At 53.6% G+C, this 17,139-nt stretch carries 16 protein-coding genes and 1 other RNA gene; 13 read left to right on the top strand and 4 right to left on the bottom strand.

The window, feature by feature from the left end; genetic code table 11:
• Positions 1-44: 44 nt before the first annotated feature.
• Complete coding sequence (gene mutL / locus BBW69_RS02180; protein ID WP_188210249.1) at positions 45-2,021, bottom strand: DNA mismatch repair endonuclease MutL; 1,977 nt, start codon at positions 2,019-2,021, stop codon at positions 45-47.
• Between the two features lie 143 nt (positions 2,022-2,164).
• Here mutL and BBW69_RS02185 point away from each other — a divergent pair, with 143 nt between their 5' ends.
• The 4 genes from BBW69_RS02185 to purE are packed head-to-tail and all read left to right on the top strand — an operon-like array spanning position 2,165 to position 4,278.
• On the top strand, positions 2,165-2,350 hold the full coding sequence (locus tag BBW69_RS02185; RefSeq protein ID WP_003674504.1) for a DUF3460 family protein: 186 nt from the start codon (positions 2,165-2,167) through the stop codon (positions 2,348-2,350).
• 10 nt (positions 2,351-2,360) lie between these two features.
• On the top strand, positions 2,361-3,029 hold the full coding sequence (locus BBW69_RS02190) for a class I SAM-dependent methyltransferase (protein ID WP_188210250.1): 669 nt from the start codon (positions 2,361-2,363) through the stop codon (positions 3,027-3,029).
• A complete protein-coding gene (locus tag BBW69_RS02195) occupies positions 3,029-3,745 on the top strand; it encodes a tol-pal system YbgF family protein (RefSeq protein WP_188210251.1) in 717 nt (238 codons plus the stop codon). The genes BBW69_RS02190 and BBW69_RS02195 overlap by 1 nt, the downstream gene beginning before the upstream one ends.
• Before the next feature lie 47 nt (positions 3,746-3,792).
• A complete protein-coding gene (gene purE / locus BBW69_RS02200; RefSeq protein ID WP_188210252.1) occupies positions 3,793-4,278 on the top strand; it encodes a 5-(carboxyamino)imidazole ribonucleotide mutase in 486 nt (161 codons plus the stop codon).
• 71 nt (positions 4,279-4,349) lie between these two features.
• On the opposite strand, the gene aroA is transcribed toward purE, so the two are convergent.
• Positions 4,350-5,651: a 3-phosphoshikimate 1-carboxyvinyltransferase gene (gene aroA / locus BBW69_RS02205; RefSeq protein ID WP_188210253.1), complete on the bottom strand. Its 1,302-nt coding sequence runs from the start codon at positions 5,649-5,651 to the stop codon at positions 4,350-4,352.
• Between the two features lie 397 nt (positions 5,652-6,048).
• Between aroA and greA the strand changes: the two genes are divergently transcribed.
• From greA to BBW69_RS02220, 3 genes are all read left to right on the top strand, one after another.
• A complete protein-coding gene (gene greA / locus BBW69_RS02210) occupies positions 6,049-6,525 on the top strand; it encodes a transcription elongation factor GreA (RefSeq protein ID WP_002216944.1) in 477 nt (158 codons plus the stop codon).
• Between the two features lie 135 nt (positions 6,526-6,660).
• Positions 6,661-6,804 (top strand): hypothetical protein, encoded by a 144-nt coding sequence (locus tag BBW69_RS02215; protein ID WP_107859152.1) that lies wholly within the window; start codon positions 6,661-6,663, stop codon positions 6,802-6,804.
• A gap of 171 nt (positions 6,805-6,975) precedes the next feature.
• Positions 6,976-7,158: a hypothetical protein gene (locus tag BBW69_RS02220; protein WP_003674521.1), complete on the top strand. Its 183-nt coding sequence runs from the start codon at positions 6,976-6,978 to the stop codon at positions 7,156-7,158.
• Positions 7,159-7,219: 61 nt separating this feature from the next.
• On the opposite strand, the gene BBW69_RS02225 is transcribed toward BBW69_RS02220, so the two are convergent.
• The gene (locus BBW69_RS02225) at positions 7,220-8,221 is read right to left on the bottom strand and encodes a tRNA-dihydrouridine synthase (RefSeq protein ID WP_188210254.1); all 1,002 of its coding nucleotides are present in this window, start codon (positions 8,219-8,221) and stop codon (positions 7,220-7,222) included.
• 76 nt (positions 8,222-8,297) lie between these two features.
• Positions 8,298-12,131, bottom strand: a complete 3,834-nt coding sequence (locus tag BBW69_RS02230; protein WP_188210255.1) for an FAD/FMN-binding oxidoreductase — start codon at positions 12,129-12,131, stop codon at positions 8,298-8,300.
• Between the two features lie 260 nt (positions 12,132-12,391).
• Here BBW69_RS02230 and ffs point away from each other — a divergent pair.
• The 6 genes from ffs (at position 12,392) to BBW69_RS02260 (ending at position 17,104) form a co-directional block, all read left to right on the top strand.
• An RNA gene (gene ffs / locus BBW69_RS02235) (signal recognition particle sRNA small type) lies at positions 12,392-12,488 on the top strand.
• A gap of 174 nt (positions 12,489-12,662) precedes the next feature.
• Positions 12,663-14,354: a D-lactate dehydrogenase gene (dld, locus tag BBW69_RS02240; RefSeq protein ID WP_188210256.1), complete on the top strand. Its 1,692-nt coding sequence runs from the start codon at positions 12,663-12,665 to the stop codon at positions 14,352-14,354.
• A 188-nt stretch (positions 14,355-14,542) separates the two neighbouring features.
• Entirely contained in the window at positions 14,543-14,914 is a 372-nt protein-coding gene (locus BBW69_RS02245; RefSeq protein WP_188210257.1) for a DUF2628 domain-containing protein, read from the top strand.
• 159 nt (positions 14,915-15,073) lie between these two features.
• On the top strand, positions 15,074-15,622 hold the full coding sequence (locus BBW69_RS02250; protein ID WP_003674530.1) for a carboxymuconolactone decarboxylase family protein: 549 nt from the start codon (positions 15,074-15,076) through the stop codon (positions 15,620-15,622).
• 95 nt (positions 15,623-15,717) lie between these two features.
• A complete protein-coding gene (locus tag BBW69_RS02255; RefSeq protein ID WP_188210258.1) occupies positions 15,718-16,809 on the top strand; it encodes an acyl-CoA dehydrogenase family protein in 1,092 nt (363 codons plus the stop codon).
• Between the two features lie 124 nt (positions 16,810-16,933).
• The gene (locus BBW69_RS02260; RefSeq protein WP_003674535.1) at positions 16,934-17,104 is read left to right on the top strand and encodes a rubredoxin; all 171 of its coding nucleotides are present in this window, start codon (positions 16,934-16,936) and stop codon (positions 17,102-17,104) included.
• Positions 17,105-17,139: the final 35 nt, after the last annotated feature.

Consider the following 17,139-nt stretch of genomic DNA (forward strand, 5'->3'; position numbering starts at 1 on the left):
CGGGCGCGTATTCTAGCATTTTTCGAACCGGCTCACGAAGGGGTTCACTGTCCGCGTAAAAACAAGGCATCCAATTCTTTTAAAGTCAGTTTGACCCAAGTCGGACGGCCGTGATTGCACTGGTTGCTGCGAGGCGTGTTTTCCATATCGCGCAGGAGCGCATTCATTTCCGGTAGGGTAAGCCGACGGCCGGCACGGACGGAGCCGTGGCAGGACATGGTGGCGAGGATGTGGTTTTCGTGTTCCTCGATGGTTTGGCTGCTGCCGACTTGGGCAAGTTCGCCCAATACATCTTTGGCCAGTGAAACAACGTCGGCTTTGCCGAGCATAGCGGGAACTGCACGGACGGCAAGGGTATTGCCGCCCATGTCGGACAATTCCAAGCCGAAGCCTGCCAGTGCATCAGCATGGTCGGAGAGGGCGGCGCATTCTTCGTGGGACGCGGCAAAGGTTACGGGAATAAGCAGGCGTTGGCTTTGCAGCTTGCCGTTTTCCTGACGTTGGCGTTTCATTTTCTCGTAGTTGACGCGTTCGGCGGCGGCGTGCATGTCGATGAGCAGCAGGCTGTCTTCAGCTTGGGCAAGGATGTAGATGCCTAGTAATTGGGCAATGGCAAAACCGAGCGGCGGCAGTTCGGATTGGGATGGGATGCCGTCTGAAAGCGGCGTATCTGTTTTGGGAATAGGCATTTCAGACGGCATATTGCCGAAACGTGCCTGCTCGAATTGGCTCAATTCAAGGTCGATGTCGTCGGTTTTTTTGTAAAGCTCGGCGTAAGTATTCATGGCCGCGCGGCTTTCGCGCAGGGACAGGCTGTGTTGTTGCGGCGCACGCGCGGCTTGGTAAGGCATGGGCGCGGTTTTGCCTGATGAGCCAAAGGCATTGCGTGTATCGGGTTTGTTGCCTGTCGGGTAGTTGGATGCGCTATCAAACAGATTTTCGCCGTCGTTTTCAGACGGCATTGGGGCAGACGTAACGCCGGTAATGTCATGCAGCACTTCGCCTGCGTTGCTGACGCTTTCGGTCAAGTCGGCACGCGTATCGGCAAGGGCTTTGTTGAGCGTGTGGAACACAAGTTGATGCACCTGCTGGCTGTCACGGAAGCGGATTTCGGTTTTGGTCGGGTGGACGTTGACATCCACGGCTTCGGGCGGCAGGTCGAGGAAGAGGACGAAAGCAGGCGTCAGTGCGTTGTGCAATACGTCGCGGTATGCCTGCTTGACGGCATGGAGCATGACTTTGTCGCGGACAAAACGATGGTTGACGAAGCAGTATTGTTTGTCGGTTTTGCCTTTGGCGAAAGTCGGTTTGGCAATCGCGCCATAGAGCCGCAGCGAGCCATTGCCGCTGTCAATTTCCAATGAGGCCGTCTGAAAATCATCGCCGACAATGGCGGCAATCCGTTCATGCAGGCTTTGTGCAGGAAGTTTGAATACTTGCTTGCCGTCGCGTTTGAGTGAGAAGGCAATGTGCGGATGCGCCAGCGCAAGGCGTTCGAGCATGGTGGCGCAGTGGGCGTATTCGGTGTTTTCAGATTTGAGGAACTTGCGGCGCGCGGGGGTATTGAAGAAGAGTTCGGCGGCTTCGATGGTGGTGCCGATGGGGTGGGCGGCTGCTGTAGGGCTGCTGAGTTTGCCGTCTTCGGCTTTGACTTGGGTTGCGTGCGTGCTGTCTTCTTGACGGCTGGTCAGGGTCAGGCGGCTGACGGAGGCGATGCTTGCCAAACCTTCGCCGCGAAAGCCCATGCTGGCAACGTGTTCTAAATCGTTTAAGGTTTTGATTTTGCTGGTGGCGTGGCGATGAAGTGCAAGCTCGATGTCGTCCGGATGGATACCGCTGCCGTTGTCGCTGACGCGAATCAGGCGGATGCCGCCGCCGGCCAGCTCGACATCAATCGCCGTTGCGCCTGCATCGATACTGTTTTCAACGATTTCTTTTAAAGCGTTGGCAGGGCGTTCGACTACTTCGCCGGCAGCGATTTGGTTGACAAGATGGTCGGGCAGGGCGGCAATTCGGGACATGGCATGGGCTTCCGTTTCAAAAAACGCTTCATTCTATAATAAAACCCCTTACCTTTCTGCCTGTATTCTTGATAAAAGCCATTTATCCCGTTTGAAAAATACCAGTATAATCACGCCATATTCCGTAAAATTGGAGAACAAAGATGTATCACTACCAATCCGATGCCACACAATTCCTCAACCGCTTGATTGAAGAAAAACCTGAGTTGGAACAGCAGCGTTTGGAAAACAGGGGGCTTTTGTGGGATGTCGAACTTAGTTCCGAAGAACAGGAAAACTTCGAGGCGGCAAAAGTAGCGAAAAAACCTTATACCTATTACCAAGACTGAACCCGCCGAAATGACGACCAATCTGTCCAATGTCGCACCGGACCTGCAAAACTATTTGAACGCCATCGGCGAACCCGAACATCCCGTTTTGACGCGGCTGCGTGAGAAGACCGGGCATCACCGTATGGGCAAAATGGCGATTGCGCGCGAACAGGCGGCGGTTTTGGTTTGGCTGGCAAAGCTGATTCGCGCGGAAAAATATCTGGAAATCGGCGTATTTACCGGATACAGCAGCACCGCGCTTGCATTGGCACTGCCCGAACATGGGCGGATTACCGCCTGCGACATCAATGTAACCTTTACCGATACGGCGCGTCAGGTTTGGAACGAGGCTGGTGTGGCACATAAAATCAGCCTGCATCTGCAACCTGCATTGCTGACATTGGATGATTTGATTACACAGGGTGAAGCCGGAAGCTACGATTTTGCACTGATAGACGCAGACAAACCGCCCACGCCGCAATATTTCGAGCGTTGCCTCAAACTCGTCCGGCAAGGCGGCATCATTGCCATCGACAATATTTTGTTGAACGGAAGGGTGATGCGCGAGGAGGCTTCCGATGCACCGCCCAGCGTCGGCATTCTCAAAGATTTCAATCAAAACCTGCCGAACGATACGCGGATTGTCCCCATCACCCTGCCCGTCGGCGACGGTTTGACCCTGCTTCTGAAAAAATAATGAAGATCAAATTACCGCTTTTTATCATTTGGCTGTCCGTATCCGCCGCCTGTTCTTCCCCTGTTTCCCGCAATATTCAGGATGTGCGACCCGAACCGCAGGCAGAGGCAGGCAGTTCGGACGGTATTCCCTATCCCGTTCCGACATTGCAAGACCGTTTGGATTATCTGGAAGGCAAAATTGTCCGGCTGTCGAACGAAGTGGAAACGTTAAACGGGAAAGTCAAAGCACTGGAGCATGCGAAAACACACCCTTCCGGCAGGACATACGTCCAAAAACTCGATGACCGCAAGTTGAAAGAGCATTATCTTGATACAGAAGGCGGCAAGGTGTCCGCATATGCCGGCCCGACTGCGCAAAGCCTCTATAATCAGGCGCTCAAACACTATCAGAACGGCAGGTTTTCTGCCGCAGCCGCCTTGTTGAAGGGGGCAGACGGCGGAGACGGCGGCAGCATCGCGCAACGCAGTATGTACCTGTTACTGCAAAGCAGGGCGCGTATGGGTAACTGCGAATCCGTCATCGAAATCGGGCGGCGTTACGCCAACCGTTTCAAAGGCACTCCTACCGCACCGGAAGCAATATTCAAAATCGGCGAATGCCAATACAGGTTGCAGCAGAAAGACATTGCAAGGGCGACATGGCGCGGACTGATACAGGCTTACCCGGGCAGCCTGGCGGCAAAACGCGCCGCCTCAGCCATACGCAAACGATAGTTTTTCCATTTTTCCGCTTTTTACCCCATCCGCACCAAGGAGGATTTATGATACAAATCGGCATCATCATGGGCAGCAACAGCGATTGGCCAGTTATGCGGCAGGCAGCGCAGTTTCTTGAAGAGTTCGGCGTAGAATATGAGGCGCGCGTCGTTTCCGCACACCGCACTCCGGATTTAATGTTCCAATACGCTGAAACCGCACGGGAGCGCGGCATCAAAGCGATTATCGCGGGTGCGGGCGGCGCAGCGCACCTGCCCGGCATGGTTGCCGCTAAGACCACCGTCCCCGTTTTGGGCGTACCCGTCCCCAGCAAATACCTGCGCGGCGAAGATTCGCTTTTATCGATTGTACAAATGCCCAAAGGCGTACCCGTCGCTACATTCGCCATCGGCGAGGCAGGCGCGGCCAATGCGGCATTGTTTGCTGTTTCCATGCTGGCCAATGAAAATCCCGAACTGGCGCAAAAACTGGCAGATTTCCGAGCCAAACAGGAACAGGCTGTTTTGAATATGGAATTGGAACAGGTTTAAAACCCGCCGTCTGCGAATATACAAATGCCGTCTGAAGCCCTGTTTCGGGTTTCAGACGGCATTTTTCCATCTTATTCCGCTGTTTCGGTCAGCGATGAGAACACTTCAAAATAAGTCGGGAAGGTTTTATGGGTGCATTTCGGGTCGTTGATGACGACGGGTACGCCCAACAGGGAAACCAGCGAGAAACACATCGCCATGCGGTGGTCGTCGTAAGTGTCGATGACGGCGTCGGGTGTCAGCGTTTCAGGCGGGGTGATGTGAATTGCTTCGGCTTCTTCGACGACTTTTGCACCGAGTTTGCGCAACTCGTTGGCCATCGCGGCGATGCGGTCGGTCTCTTTGACGCGCCATGAACCGATATTGCGCAGCGTACAGGTTTGTCCGCTGGCAAGCGCGACGATGGCGAGGGTCATGGCGGCATCGGGGATATGGTTTGCATCCAAATCAAAGGCTTGGACGGCACGTTCTTTCGGGCGCGAGACTTCGACGAAGTTTTCACCCCAAACTACGTCCGCCCCGATTTTTTCCAGCTCGCGGGCAAAGGCGACATCGCCCTGTATGCTGTTTGCGCCGATGCCGGTAACGCGGACGGGCGTGGCGGCAATCAAACCCGCTGCGAGGAAATAGGACGCGCTGGAGGCATCGCCTTCGACATGTAAGTGTTCGGGCGCGTGGTAACGGGCATCTGCGGGGATTTTGAAGACGCGGTAGTCTTCATTGGCAACCTGTACGCCGAATTGCGCCATCAGTTTTAAAGTAATGTCGATATAGGGCTTGGAAATCAACTCGCCGACCATACGGATTTCAAATGCCTGTCCGGTCAGCGGCAGCGCCATTAAGAGGGCGGTCAGAAACTGGCTGGACACATTGCCTTTAATCGGAATCACGCGCTCGCCGCGGTCTTGACGTTTGCCGATATGAAGCGGCGGATAGTGTTCGTTGCCGAGATATTCGACATCGGCGCCGGCAATCCGCAACGCATCGACCAAATCGCCGATGGGGCGTTCATGCATACGAGGCACGCCGTGCAGATGATAATCGCCGCCCAAAACAGCCAGCGCGGCGGTCAGCGGACGGAACGCCGTGCCCGCGTTGCCTAAAAACAAATCGGCAGTCCGATTGGGGAAACGCCCGCCCGTGCCGTGTACTTTCAGACGGCCTTCGGCAAGATATTCGATTTCAACGCCGAGTTTATCGAGTGCTTCCAACATACGGCCGGTATCGTCGGATTTGAGCAGGGAATGGATTTCGCAAGCATTGTCGGACAGTGTGGCGAGCAGCAGGGTGCGGTTGCTGATGCTTTTGGATCCGGGCAGGGCGACGGTAGATGGTTTGAGCGAGGCGGCAGGGAGGCGGAGGGATTCGGTCATAGCAAAACGTAAAACGTAAAACGGAAATAGGAAAGCAGCCATTATACTGAATACGGATGCCGTCTGAAAAACCGGGATACCGGCATTTTTAAGCAGAAAACCGGGAAACTTGGTTTTTTGTGCCGAAAATTTATTATTTGTGAATTTTTTGTTTCTAAAATTTTTTTGCCGGCATATTTTCGGCTTTTGTTGCGGGCAGATGGCGTTTGTGGACGGTACGGTACGATTGCCAATTTCATAGAATTTGGTAGAATAGCCGCTGTTCAACGACAGACAAGCCGCCGATTTTCCGGGCGGCTTGTGTTTTTATTTTAATATCCGAACACACAAAGCAAGACGGTACGCGGGATGCTTCCTGCCGCAAACCGGTGTGCCGGAACATGGAGAATACGATCTTATGCAAAAAATCCCCCTGACCGTACGCGGTGCGGAATTGCTGAAACAGGAATTGCAGCAGCTTAAAAGCGTGGCGCGCCCCGAAGTGATCGAAGCGATTGCCGAAGCCAGATCGCACGGTGATTTGTCCGAAAACGCCGAATACGAAGCCGCCAAAGAACGCCAAGGTTTTATCGAGGGCCGCATTTCCGAGTTGGAACACAAACTTTCCGTTGCCCATATTATTAATCCGACCGAAATCCATGCCGAAGGAAAAATCGTGTTCGGTACGACGGTTACGTTGGAAGATTTGGAAACGGAAGAACACGTTACCTATCAAATTGTCGGCGAAGACGAAGCGGATATCAAACAGGGCAAAATCTATGTCGGCTCTCCGATTGCACGCGCCCTAATCGGCAAGGAAGAAGGGGATACGGCGGAAGTTCAGGCTCCGGGCGGCGTACGCGAATACGACATTATCGAAGTCCGGTATATTTGATTCGGCGGTAAAATGCCGTCTGAAGGCCGACCTTCGGTTTCAGACGGCATTTTCCATGCGCCTCCCCCTTTTCATGCTTAGGTTAAACATGCTATATTTCCGAATCTTTTAAACTGTTTTCCACGAGGTGGCGAAATGAGCGAAACTGCTAAAATCAAAGTCAACGACTTGCCTGAAGATGCAGAAAAACCAAACGAAGAAGTCGAATTGCCCGTTGCCGGCGACGATAAAAAAGGCGGACACAGCGAGGGCGGCTGCTGCGGTGCGTGCGGCGGTTGATTCGAATCCGTTAAATCGGGGCATCTGAAAAGTTTTGCAAAATTTTCAGGTGTCCTTTTTTATTTCCAAAGTAAATGAATGAAATAATGCGGGTAGAAGATTTATTTGACCATGGGCTTGTGGTAGATTCGGTACTGTATTTGATATGATTTTAACAAATCGGGAGGGGCAATGTTTTGGTATGTAGTCGGCTTTTTCGCCTTTATCGTTTCGCTGCTGTCGCTGTGGGTCAATGCCAGCGCATTCGGCATGCAGGAAGACGATACCCCCCAATCGGATTATGAAAGACGTTTGGGCTTGGGTGCGAAGCTGAAAAACAAAAATACGCCGGATACGGAAGAAAAGCAGCAATAAAGATATGAAATGCCGTCTGAAAGATTTTCAGACGGCATTTGCTTTGAAGCATGGGAGACAGTCAAACATGCATCTCATGCTCAAATGCGTTCAGGATTCGGCGGACTTCATCCGCATCCTTAACCGTTCGGACGCGGTCAAACAGCGTCTGCGCCGGGTCGAACGTTTTTTTCATCATGCCCAGCCATTGCTTAAGACGAGCGATCGGGTATTTGTTGTTTGCCTCTTTTGCCAGGCATAAATCGAAAAAGAGCCGTATCCATTTGGAAATTTCGGCAAAATTGGTATCCGTAACGGGCAGGCCGCTTTCATATTGCTTGATTTGGCGCGCCAAATCGGGGCAGATGACCGCGCCTCGCCCCAGCATGACGCTGTTGCAGCCGCTGATTGTTTTGATGCCGATATAGTCCTGTAGGCTGAAGACATCGCCGTTGGCGGTAACCGGGATATCGACGCTGTCTCGGATTTTCCTTATCCATTCCCAATGCGCCGGCGGTTCGTAACCCTCGGCTTTGGTACGGGCGTGTACGGTCAGTCCGCATGCGCCCCCTTCGGCAATCGCACAGGCGCATTCCAAAGCAGGGCTTTTGTCTTCATAGCCGAGCCGCATTTTCCCCGTCAGCGGAATATGTGCGGGCAAACGTTCGCGCAGCGTTTTGACGATATGGAATATCAGTTGCGGCTCTTTTAAAAGTATTGCGCCGCCTTTGTGCCTGTTGACGGTGGGTGCGGGGCAGCCGAAGTTCAAATCGATTTTGTCCGCACCGAAGCGGACGGCTTCCAGCGCATTCTCCGCCATATTGTCCGCATCGCTGCCCAAAAGCTGGACGGTGCAGGGCGTGCCGGAAAACGTTTTGTTTCCGTTGGCGATTTCGGGGATATATTTTAACCATGTGGCGCGGGAATGCACGGTATGGGTAATGCGTACAAATTCGCTGACGCATTCGTCGTAGCCGCCTATCCGTGTCAGCAGGTCGCGCATCACATCATCTATCAACCCTTGCATCGGGGCAAGAATGATTCGGTTTTTTTGTTTGGGTTCGGTTGTTTGTCCGTCAATCATGATTTGGGTAGGTATTTGGTTTAAACAATGCCGTCTGAAGGCTTTCGGCGTTCAGACGGCATTTCCATGTCCGTTGTTACAGCAACACTTTCTCTACGCCACCGTTGTTGGCTTTTTTCACAAACTCGTCCAGCCAGTTTTCGCCGAGGATGTGTTTCGCCATTTCGATAACGATGTAGTCGGCAGGCATATTGTTGTCGTCGGCGTAGCGGCTCAAGCCTTGCAGGCAGGCTGGGCAGGTGGTGAGCATTTTCACAGGTTCGCCCTGCGGCAGCTCTTTGAGGTTTTTCTCGATTTCTTCCTGCTTGCGGAATTTGACTTGGGTGGCGATGTCGGGGCGTTTGACGGCAAACATGCCGGATTCGCCGCAGCAGCGGTCGCTTAAGACGACTTTCTGCCCCATGAGGCTGCTGGCCATTTGGGTGGCGTTCATGGTTTTGATGGGCGTGTGGCAGGGGTCGTGATAGAGGTATTGCTGACCTTTCACGCCGTTTAGTTTCACGCCTTTTTCAAGCAGGTATTCGTGGATGTCGATGATGCGGCAGCCGGGGAAGATTTCTTCGAAGCGGTATTTTTCGAGCTGGTCGTAGCAGGTGCCGCAACTGACGACGACGGTTTTAATATCGAGGTAGTTGAGGGTGTTCGCCATGCGGTGGAAGGCAACGCGGTTGTTGGTGCTCATTTGTTCGGCTTTTGCCTTGTTGCCGCCCGCGTCCTGCGGATAGCCGCAACACATATAGCCCGGCGGCAGGACGGTTTGTACACCGACATGCCAGAGCATGGCTTGGACGGCGAGTCCGATTTGGCTGAACAGACGCTCAGAGCCGCAACCTGGGAAGTAGAACACGGCTTCGGCATCTTCGGGCGCGGCGGGGTTGCGGATGATGGGGATGCTTTTGTCGTCTTCGATGCCGAGCATGGAACGCGGTGTTTTGGCAGGCACGCTTTTGGGCAAAGGACGGTTGATGAAGTGGATGATTTGTTCTTTGACCGGAGCGGTGCCGACGGTGGCTTTGGGTTCGGCTTTTTGTTTTTTGGTGCCGACGGGCAGCAGTTTGCCAATTTTGTAAGCGAAGTTCTGCGCAGGGAAACCGGTTTGTATCATGGCGGCGCGCAGGGCTTTGATGGTTTTAGGACCGGTGGCGTTCAGAAATGCCATACCCATTGAAGCCGCAGGCGCAAAGCGTTTATGACCGGAATCGGCAAGGTAGTTGCGAATGGCTACGGTTACGTCGCCGAAGTCGATGTTGACAGGGCAAGGTTTAACGCAACGGTGGCACACGGTGCAGTGGTCGCCGATGTCCATGAGTTCTTCAAAGTGTTTGATGGAAACGCCGCGGCGGGTTTGTTCTTCGTATAAGAAGGCTTCGGTCAACAAGCCTACGCCGAGAATTTTGTTGCGGGGACTGTACAGCAGGTTGGCACGCGGAACGTGAGTAGAGCAGACGGGTTTACATTTGCCGCAGCGCAGGCAGTCTTTGACAGAATCGGCGATGGTGCCGAGGTCTGATTTTTCCATAATCAGCGATTCTGCCCCCAAAAGCTCGAAGGACGGCGTATAGGCGTTACGCAGGTCCGAGCCTTTCATCAGTTTATGACGATTGAAGGTATGTTTCGGATCGACTTGGTTTTTGTAGTTCCAAAACGGTTGCAAATCTTCATCGGTCAAAAATTCGAGCTTGGTAATGCCGATGCCGTGTTCGCCGGAAATTACGCCGCCGAGCGAACGGGCGATTTTCATAATGCGTTCGACCGAACGATAGGCCGTCTGAAGCATTTCGGCATCGTCTGAGTTAACAGGAATATTGGTATGAACGTTGCCGTCGCCGGCGTGCATGTGCAAGGCGACGAAGACACGCCCGCGCACGGTTTTGGCATGGATTTTGCCCAAGCCTTCGATGATTTTGGTGTCGGTTTTGCCGCTGAAGATTTCGGCGAGCGGTTTCATTACGTCGTCTTTGATGGAAACGCGCAGACGGAAATCACGGAATGCGGTGAAACAGCTCTCGTCGTCTTTGGCTTCGGGCGTGGCATGGACGGCTGCGCCGTAGCGGGCTTTGTAGTCGGCAAGCGGCGTATCGAGATGGGCGAGCAACCAGTCCCAACGCTCTTTAACGGCGGAAACGTGGGCAAGGGCGTGTTTGCCGCGTTCGCCCAAAAGTTCGGCGGTCGGCAGGTCCGTGCCCATTTTGTCGATGGGAAGTTTGCCCGAAAGATATTGCTCCAATGCGGCGCAGAGTTTGAGTTTGTTTTGGATGGAAAGCTCGATGTTGATGCGCTCGATACCGTCCGAATACTCGCCCAGCCGTTCCAGCGGAATCACCACGTCTTCGTTGATTTTAAAGGCGTTGGTATGTTTTGCAATGGCGGCGGTGCGGCTGCGGTCGAGCCAGAAGGTTTTGCGCGCTTCGGGCGACACGGCGATAAAGCCTTCGCCGTCGCGGGCACGGGCAAGTTCGCAGATGTGTTCGGCGGCTGCCTCTACGGCGGCTTCGTCGTCTGAAACGACATCCGCCAGCAAGACCATTTTCGGCCGCCCCTTACCTGCCGCTTTGGTGGCGTAGCCGACGGCGCGGACGTAACGCCAGTCTAAATGTTCCAAACCCGCCAGCCGCACGCTGTCGTGGGCAAGCAGAAAATCGCGGATTTCAACGATAGAAGGCGTGGCGGTGGCAACCGTGCCGAAAAACTCCATACATACGGTGCGCGTGTGCTTCGGCATGGTGTGCAACACGAAAGCGACGCTGGTGATGATGCCGTCCGTGCCTTCTTTTTGCACGCCGGGCAGGCCGCTCAAGAATTTGTCGGTAACGTCTTTGCCCAAACCGACTTTGCGGAATTTGTGGCCGGGGATTTCCAAGCGTTTGGTTTTAACGACATTAATGCCGTCTGAATCCAGCGTGTGAACGTCGAACACGGCGGTTTCTTCGTCATGGATTTTGCCGAAATTGTGGCGCACGCGCTCGATGCACAGCCATTCGCCCTGCGGGTTGACCATCTGCCAGTAGGCAAGGTTGTCCAGCGCCGTCCCCCACAGCACGGCTTTTTTGCCGCCCGCGTTCATCGCCACATTGCCGCCCACGCAGGACGCATCGGCGGAAGTCGGATCGACGGCGAACACCAAACCCGCCTGATGCGCGGTTTCTTCCACCCGCCGCGTGACCACGCCCGCGCCGCAATGGATAATCGGATGTTTGCCGTCCAAACCCGCCAGTTCGACAAATTCGACGCCGCGATGTTTGTCCAGCTTTTCCGTATTGATGACCGCGCTATTCGCATCCAAAGGCACTGCGCCGCCGGTATAACCCGTGCCACCGCCGCGCGGAATAATGACCAAATCCAGCTCGATTAAGGCGCGCACCAAAGGCGCGATTTCTGCCTCAGTGTCGGGATTGACGACCACAAACGGATACTCGACGCGCCAGTCAGTCGCATCGGTAACGTGCGTTACCCGCGCCAGTCCGTCAAACATAATATTGTGCGGCTTGGTGATTTTGCTCAAACGCTCCAAAATCTGCCGCCGCTTTTGGCGCGTTTCGTCAAAGCTGCCGTCAAAACGCTCGACCGCCTTTTCCGCCGCTGCCACCAATACATCGACTTGCGGATTGTCGTCGCGGCGTTTGCGGATTTCGTTCAACCGGTGGCGCATTTCCCGCACCAGCGCGGCGCGGCGTTTCGGATGCTCCAGCAAATCATCAACCAGATACGGATTGCGCACGACCACCCAAATATCGCCCAACACTTCAAACAACATCCGCGCCGAACGTCCTGTTTTGCGTTGACCGCGCAGGTCTTGCAGAATCTGCCACGCCTCGACGCCCAACAGGCGGATGACGATTTCGCGGTCGGTGTAGGAAGTATAGTTGTAGGGAATTTCCCGAATACGCTGCGGGGCGGTAGTCGTGGTCATGGCGTGTCCGTGTTTGGTTGTTTTTATTTGAGCGTTGTCCGAACGGTCGGTTGCAGACAAATTTTGAAAGGCAATAATGTAGTTTAATTCTTAATATTTTTCAATGCCGAAACAGGAAATACCCTTATAGAAACAAAATGACGCTTTGAAAAATTGTTGACAATATTATCGGATATAAGTTTTAGACAGTGTTTCCGGCGTATGACCGTATCAAAACGGTTGAGTTTTTCACAAAACCCGTTATAATGCCGTTTCTCTGAGGCGAGTCTCTCCGCATGGTCAGTCGGAACAACGGGTCAGGGGCGGAAGCCAGCAGCCCACTCCGATACGCCAGTGCCGGAGGTTTGGCTCGCCACCCTATTTGAAACGCCGGAATTCTGAAAATTCCGGCGTTTTCCTTTATGTCGCCGCAGCGTATACGATAACGCCCTTTCAGACGGCATTTTCTTTACTTTGCCATAACGTATAACTACAATGTGAAAACAATTCCAATGTGCATATGCACCTGCCGACAATTTTAAGGAAACTGCCATGAGCGCATCACAATTACTGTCAAGCCTGACCCAAATCACCGGCGAAAAATACATTATTACCGACCCCGCGAAAACCGAACAATACCGCCAAGGCTACCGTTTCGGCGAGGGCAGGGCGTTGGCGGTGGTTCGCCCCGGAACCATTCTGGAAATGTGGAAAATTTTGCAGGCCTGTGTTGAAGAGGACGTGATTGTGATTACGCAGGCGGCGAATACCGGTTTGACGGGCGGTTCGACCCCCGATGGCAACGATTACGACCGCGACATCGTGATTGTGAACACCATGCGGATGAACATCATCCAAACCATCAATAACAACGAACAAGTCGTCTGTCTGCCCGGTTCTACGCTGAACCAGCTTGAATTGCTGCTGAAACCTTTGGGGCGCGAACCGCATTCGGTCATCGGCTCATCCTGTATCGGTGCGTCTGTCTTGGGCGGCGTGTGCAACAACTCCGGCGGCGCGTTGGTACAGCGCGGCCCGGCCTACACCGAAATGGCGTTGTTTGCCCAAATCAACGAAGAAGGTAGGTTGGAACTGGTCAACCACTTGGGCATAGACTTGGGTGACACGCCCGAAGAAATCCTGACCAACCTGCAAGGTCATCATTATCAGAAAAAAGACATCAAACAAGACGCGGGCAAAGGACACGACCACGCCTATTGCGAACACGTCCGTCAAGTGGACGAACCGACCGCCGCGCGTTTCAATGCCGACCCTGCCCGCCATTACGAAGCCTCGGGCTGCGCGGGCAAACTGATGGTTTTTGCCGTCCGTTTGGACACCTTCCCGCAAGAAAAACAAACCGCCGTGTTCTACATCGGCACGAATGACATCAACGAACTGACCGACATCCGCCGCGCCGCCTTGGGCGAATTTGAAAGCCTGCCCGTTTCCGGCGAATACATCCACCGCCACGCTTTCGACATTGCCGACGTGTACGGCAAAGACACGTTTTACGTCATCAAGAAATTCGGTACGCACCAACTGCCAAAATTATTTGATTTCAAAGCTAAAGTTGACCGATTCGGTAAAAAGGTCAGCTTCCTGCCCAAACATTTTTCCGACAAAGTCATGCAGTTCGTCAGCAAATACCTGCCCGACCACCTGCCCAAATCCATGCGCGATTACCGCGACAAATACGAACACCATCTGATTCTGAAAATGGGCGGAAAAGGCGTGGATGAGGCGCGCGCGTTCTTAAAAGAATATTTTGCCCACCACGGCGGCTCGTTTTTCGAATGCAACGCCGAAGAAACCCAAGCCGCGATGCTGCACCGTTTCGCCGTCGCCTCCGCCGCCATCCGCTACCGTTCCGTACACGACGACGAAGTGGAGGACTTGGTTGCGCTTGACATCGCCCTGCGCCGTGATGATCGTGATTGGTTTGAAACACTGCCGCCGGAAATCGACAATAAAATCATCCATAAATTGTATTACGGACATTTTATGTGTCATGTGTTCCATCAGGACTACATCATCAAAAAAGGCAACGACTGCATGGCATTGGAACACGAAATGCTGCATCTCTTAGACCAACGCGGCGCGCAATATCCCGCCGAACATAACGTCGGTCATTTATACGAAGCCAAGCCTGCGCTCAAACAGTTCTACCGTAAACTCGACCCGACCAACAGCTTCAACCCAGGTATCGGCAAAACCAGCAAGAAGAAAAACTGGGCGGAATAAGCGCATCCGGCTCGGACTCAAACCATGCCGTCTGAAGGCAAGACACCGTTCAGACGGCATTGTCAGGTTTGAAGTTCCCCGTCGGGCAATCGCTTTTAAGCCGTATGCCGGCACACGGGTGCGCCCCTTTCGGCAGCCGTACTCCGGGATTTTGTCCGAGAGACGAGTTTGAAGCATTAAGGAATAAGATGAAACAATACAAAATCTACACACATCCTGCCCTGCCGTATGAAGCCGTCAAACAAGGCTGGTCATGGCCGGGTCTTTTGTTCGGCACGCTGTGGGCGTGTTTCAAGAGAATGTGGGGTTTGGGGCTGGGACTGACGGGCGCGATGTTTGTGTTGGCAGTGTTTGCCCAACTGGTTTACGGCGACACTCCCGCCACAGACTCGGCGTTTAACGTATTGGGTTTGGCCGTTTCCGTATGGTTTGGGGCGAGAGGCAACAATCTTTATGCCCAACACCTTCTGACGCGCGGTTACACCGAACTGCCCGAAATGGTTGAGGCAGCCAATCCCCAAGCCGCATTGGCGCAATATTTCGGGCGCGAAGGCCGATAAGCGCGTTTTCTTTTCCATCATGCCGTCTGAAAAATGTTCAGACGGCATTTCTTATAACTTTTCGTTTGCAGCACATAACCAATCAGTCTTTCCCATTTCATTCCGAAATGCGTACCATGCGTCCATCCCTTCAATAATATTGCAAACAAGGAAAGAAACATGGCACGTTTAACCGTACACACCCTCGAAACCGCCCCCGAAGCCGCCAAACCGCGCGTAGAGGCCGTACTTCAAAACAACGGCTTTATCCCCAACCTTATCGGCGTGTTGGCCAATGCGCCCGAAGCTTTGGCGTTTTACCAAGAGGTAGGCAAGCTCAACGCCGCCAACAGCCTGACTGCCGGCGAAGTTGAAGTCATCCAGATCATCGCTGCCCGTACCAATCAATGCGGTTTCTGCGTGGCAGGACACACCAAGCTGGCTACCTTGAAAAAACTTCTGTCCGAACAGTCCGTCAAAGCCTCCCGCGATTTGGATGCAGGCGCGTTTGACGATGCCAAACTCGGTGCGCTTGCCGCCTTTACCCAAGCTGTAATGGCAAAAAAAGGCGCAGTATCCGACGACGAACTCAAAGCATTTTTTGATGCCGGCTACAACCAGCAGCAGGCAGTCGAAGTCGTGATGGGCGTGGCCTTGGCAACTTTGTGCAACTACGTCAACAACCTCGGACAAACCGAAATCAACCCTGAATTGCAGGCCTATGCCTAAGCAAACAAAAACCGCCTGAATGCAGGCGGTTTTTTCAAAGCATCATCATCCCCCGACAAAATACAGGCTGCCGTACGGCCGAAAGGAGAAAAATCATGAAAACCCAAACCCTGCTTACCAATGTTGCCGAATTGGTCAAAACCAAGCTCAAACCCCTTGTTGACGACATCGACCGCAAAGGATACTACCCCGAAGCATTTATGCGTGAACTCGGCACTATCGGCGGTTATGCCTCGGTCGGCACACAGGAGGAAGGCGGCAACGGCTTGGGGCTTGCCGCACAAATCGCCGTATTGCGCGAAATCAGCAAAGAATGCGGCGCCACCTCGTTCAGCGCGTGGTGTCAGGCGGCTTGCGCGTGGTATCTGCATCAAGCACCCAATCGAGCCGTCAAAGACAAATACCTTGCCGACATCCTGCAAGGCAAAGTATTGGCGGGTACGGGTATGTCCAATACCGTCAAACACCTCGCCGGCATTGAAAAACACAACCTTCAAGCCGAGCGCGTGGACGGCGGCTACACAGTCAACGGTGCGTTGCCGTGGGTGTCTAATATCGGCGAAGAGCATATTTGGGCAAATACCGCCCAGATCGGCGACGGCTACGTCATGTTTATTACCGGCGGACAATGGGAAGGCGTAAGCCTGCAAAATTGCCCCGAATTTTGCGCCTTTGAAGGTACGCGCACCTTCAGCCTGAATTTCAAAGACGTATTTATTCCCGACGAAGACATCATCGCCACACCCGAACAGTTTGCCGACTATATCCAAAGCATCAAAGCAGGTTTCATCTTGCTGCAAATCGGCATCGGTGCGGGCGTGATTGACGGCAGCCTCAGCATCATCCGCATAGCCGATGTCGTCAACGCCGAGGTCAACAGTTACCTCGACGACGGTTATGACAGCCTCAAAGCAAGGTTGGACGGCGCATGGGTAGAAACCGAAAGGCTCGCCGACTTGGCATGGAACAACACGCCGGACACATTGGCGACCCTCAAGCTGCGCGAAGCCGCCGCCGTACTTGCCCTTGCAGCCTCGCAATCTGCCGCGCTGCATGCAGGCGCAAAAGGCTACCTTATGCGCAGTCCGGCACAACGGCGCGTCCGCGAAGCAATGTTCGTTGCCATCGTAACCCCCGCAATCAAACACCTCCGCAAAGAGATAGCGGCAATCGAAGCCGCAAAATAAACAGGCGGAAAATGCCGTCTGAAGCGCAAACCGCACGCAGGCAGGATAGATGCGGCCGTATGCTTCAGACGGCATCATAGAATCAAAACCATAACGACATGGTGCAAACCACAAGGAAATACAGATGGCGCAATATATGTGCGGCCCTTGCGGCTGGATTTATGATGAAGAATTCGGCGATCCGGAACACGGACTTGCTCCGGGTACAAAGTTTGAAGACATCCCCGACGATTGGAAATGCCCCGAATGCGGGGTTGGTAAGGAAGATTTTTACCTGCTCGATTTTGTCATATAGTCCGGTCTTTTCCCGTTAAGTTTACGTACCCGATA

This window comes from Neisseria sp. RH3002v2f (genome assembly GCF_014596375.1).
Taxonomy (GTDB): domain Bacteria; phylum Pseudomonadota; class Gammaproteobacteria; order Burkholderiales; family Neisseriaceae; genus Neisseria; species Neisseria cinerea.

Bases quoted from the DNA above. Each gene is read 5' to 3' on its own strand.
- mutL (WP_188210249.1), bottom strand. From the start codon at position 2,021: ATGTCCCGAATTGCCGCCCTGCCCGACCATCTTGTCAACCAAATCGCT.
- BBW69_RS02185 (WP_003674504.1), top strand. From the start codon at position 2,165: ATGTATCACTACCAATCCGATGCCACACAATTCCTCAACCGCTTGATT.
- BBW69_RS02190 (WP_188210250.1), top strand. From the start codon at position 2,361: ATGACGACCAATCTGTCCAATGTCGCACCGGACCTGCAAAACTATTTG.
- BBW69_RS02195 (WP_188210251.1), top strand. From the start codon at position 3,029: ATGAAGATCAAATTACCGCTTTTTATCATTTGGCTGTCCGTATCCGCC.
- purE (WP_188210252.1), top strand. From the start codon at position 3,793: ATGATACAAATCGGCATCATCATGGGCAGCAACAGCGATTGGCCAGTT.
- aroA (WP_188210253.1), bottom strand. From the start codon at position 5,651: ATGACCGAATCCCTCCGCCTCCCTGCCGCCTCGCTCAAACCATCTACC.
- greA (WP_002216944.1), top strand. From the start codon at position 6,049: ATGCAAAAAATCCCCCTGACCGTACGCGGTGCGGAATTGCTGAAACAG.
- BBW69_RS02215 (WP_107859152.1), top strand. From the start codon at position 6,661: ATGAGCGAAACTGCTAAAATCAAAGTCAACGACTTGCCTGAAGATGCA.
- BBW69_RS02220 (WP_003674521.1), top strand. From the start codon at position 6,976: ATGTTTTGGTATGTAGTCGGCTTTTTCGCCTTTATCGTTTCGCTGCTG.
- BBW69_RS02225 (WP_188210254.1), bottom strand. From the start codon at position 8,221: ATGATTGACGGACAAACAACCGAACCCAAACAAAAAAACCGAATCATT.
- BBW69_RS02230 (WP_188210255.1), bottom strand. From the start codon at position 12,131: ATGACCACGACTACCGCCCCGCAGCGTATTCGGGAAATTCCCTACAAC.
- dld (WP_188210256.1), top strand. From the start codon at position 12,663: ATGAGCGCATCACAATTACTGTCAAGCCTGACCCAAATCACCGGCGAA.
- BBW69_RS02245 (WP_188210257.1), top strand. From the start codon at position 14,543: ATGAAACAATACAAAATCTACACACATCCTGCCCTGCCGTATGAAGCC.
- BBW69_RS02250 (WP_003674530.1), top strand. From the start codon at position 15,074: ATGGCACGTTTAACCGTACACACCCTCGAAACCGCCCCCGAAGCCGCC.
- BBW69_RS02255 (WP_188210258.1), top strand. From the start codon at position 15,718: ATGAAAACCCAAACCCTGCTTACCAATGTTGCCGAATTGGTCAAAACC.
- BBW69_RS02260 (WP_003674535.1), top strand. From the start codon at position 16,934: ATGGCGCAATATATGTGCGGCCCTTGCGGCTGGATTTATGATGAAGAA.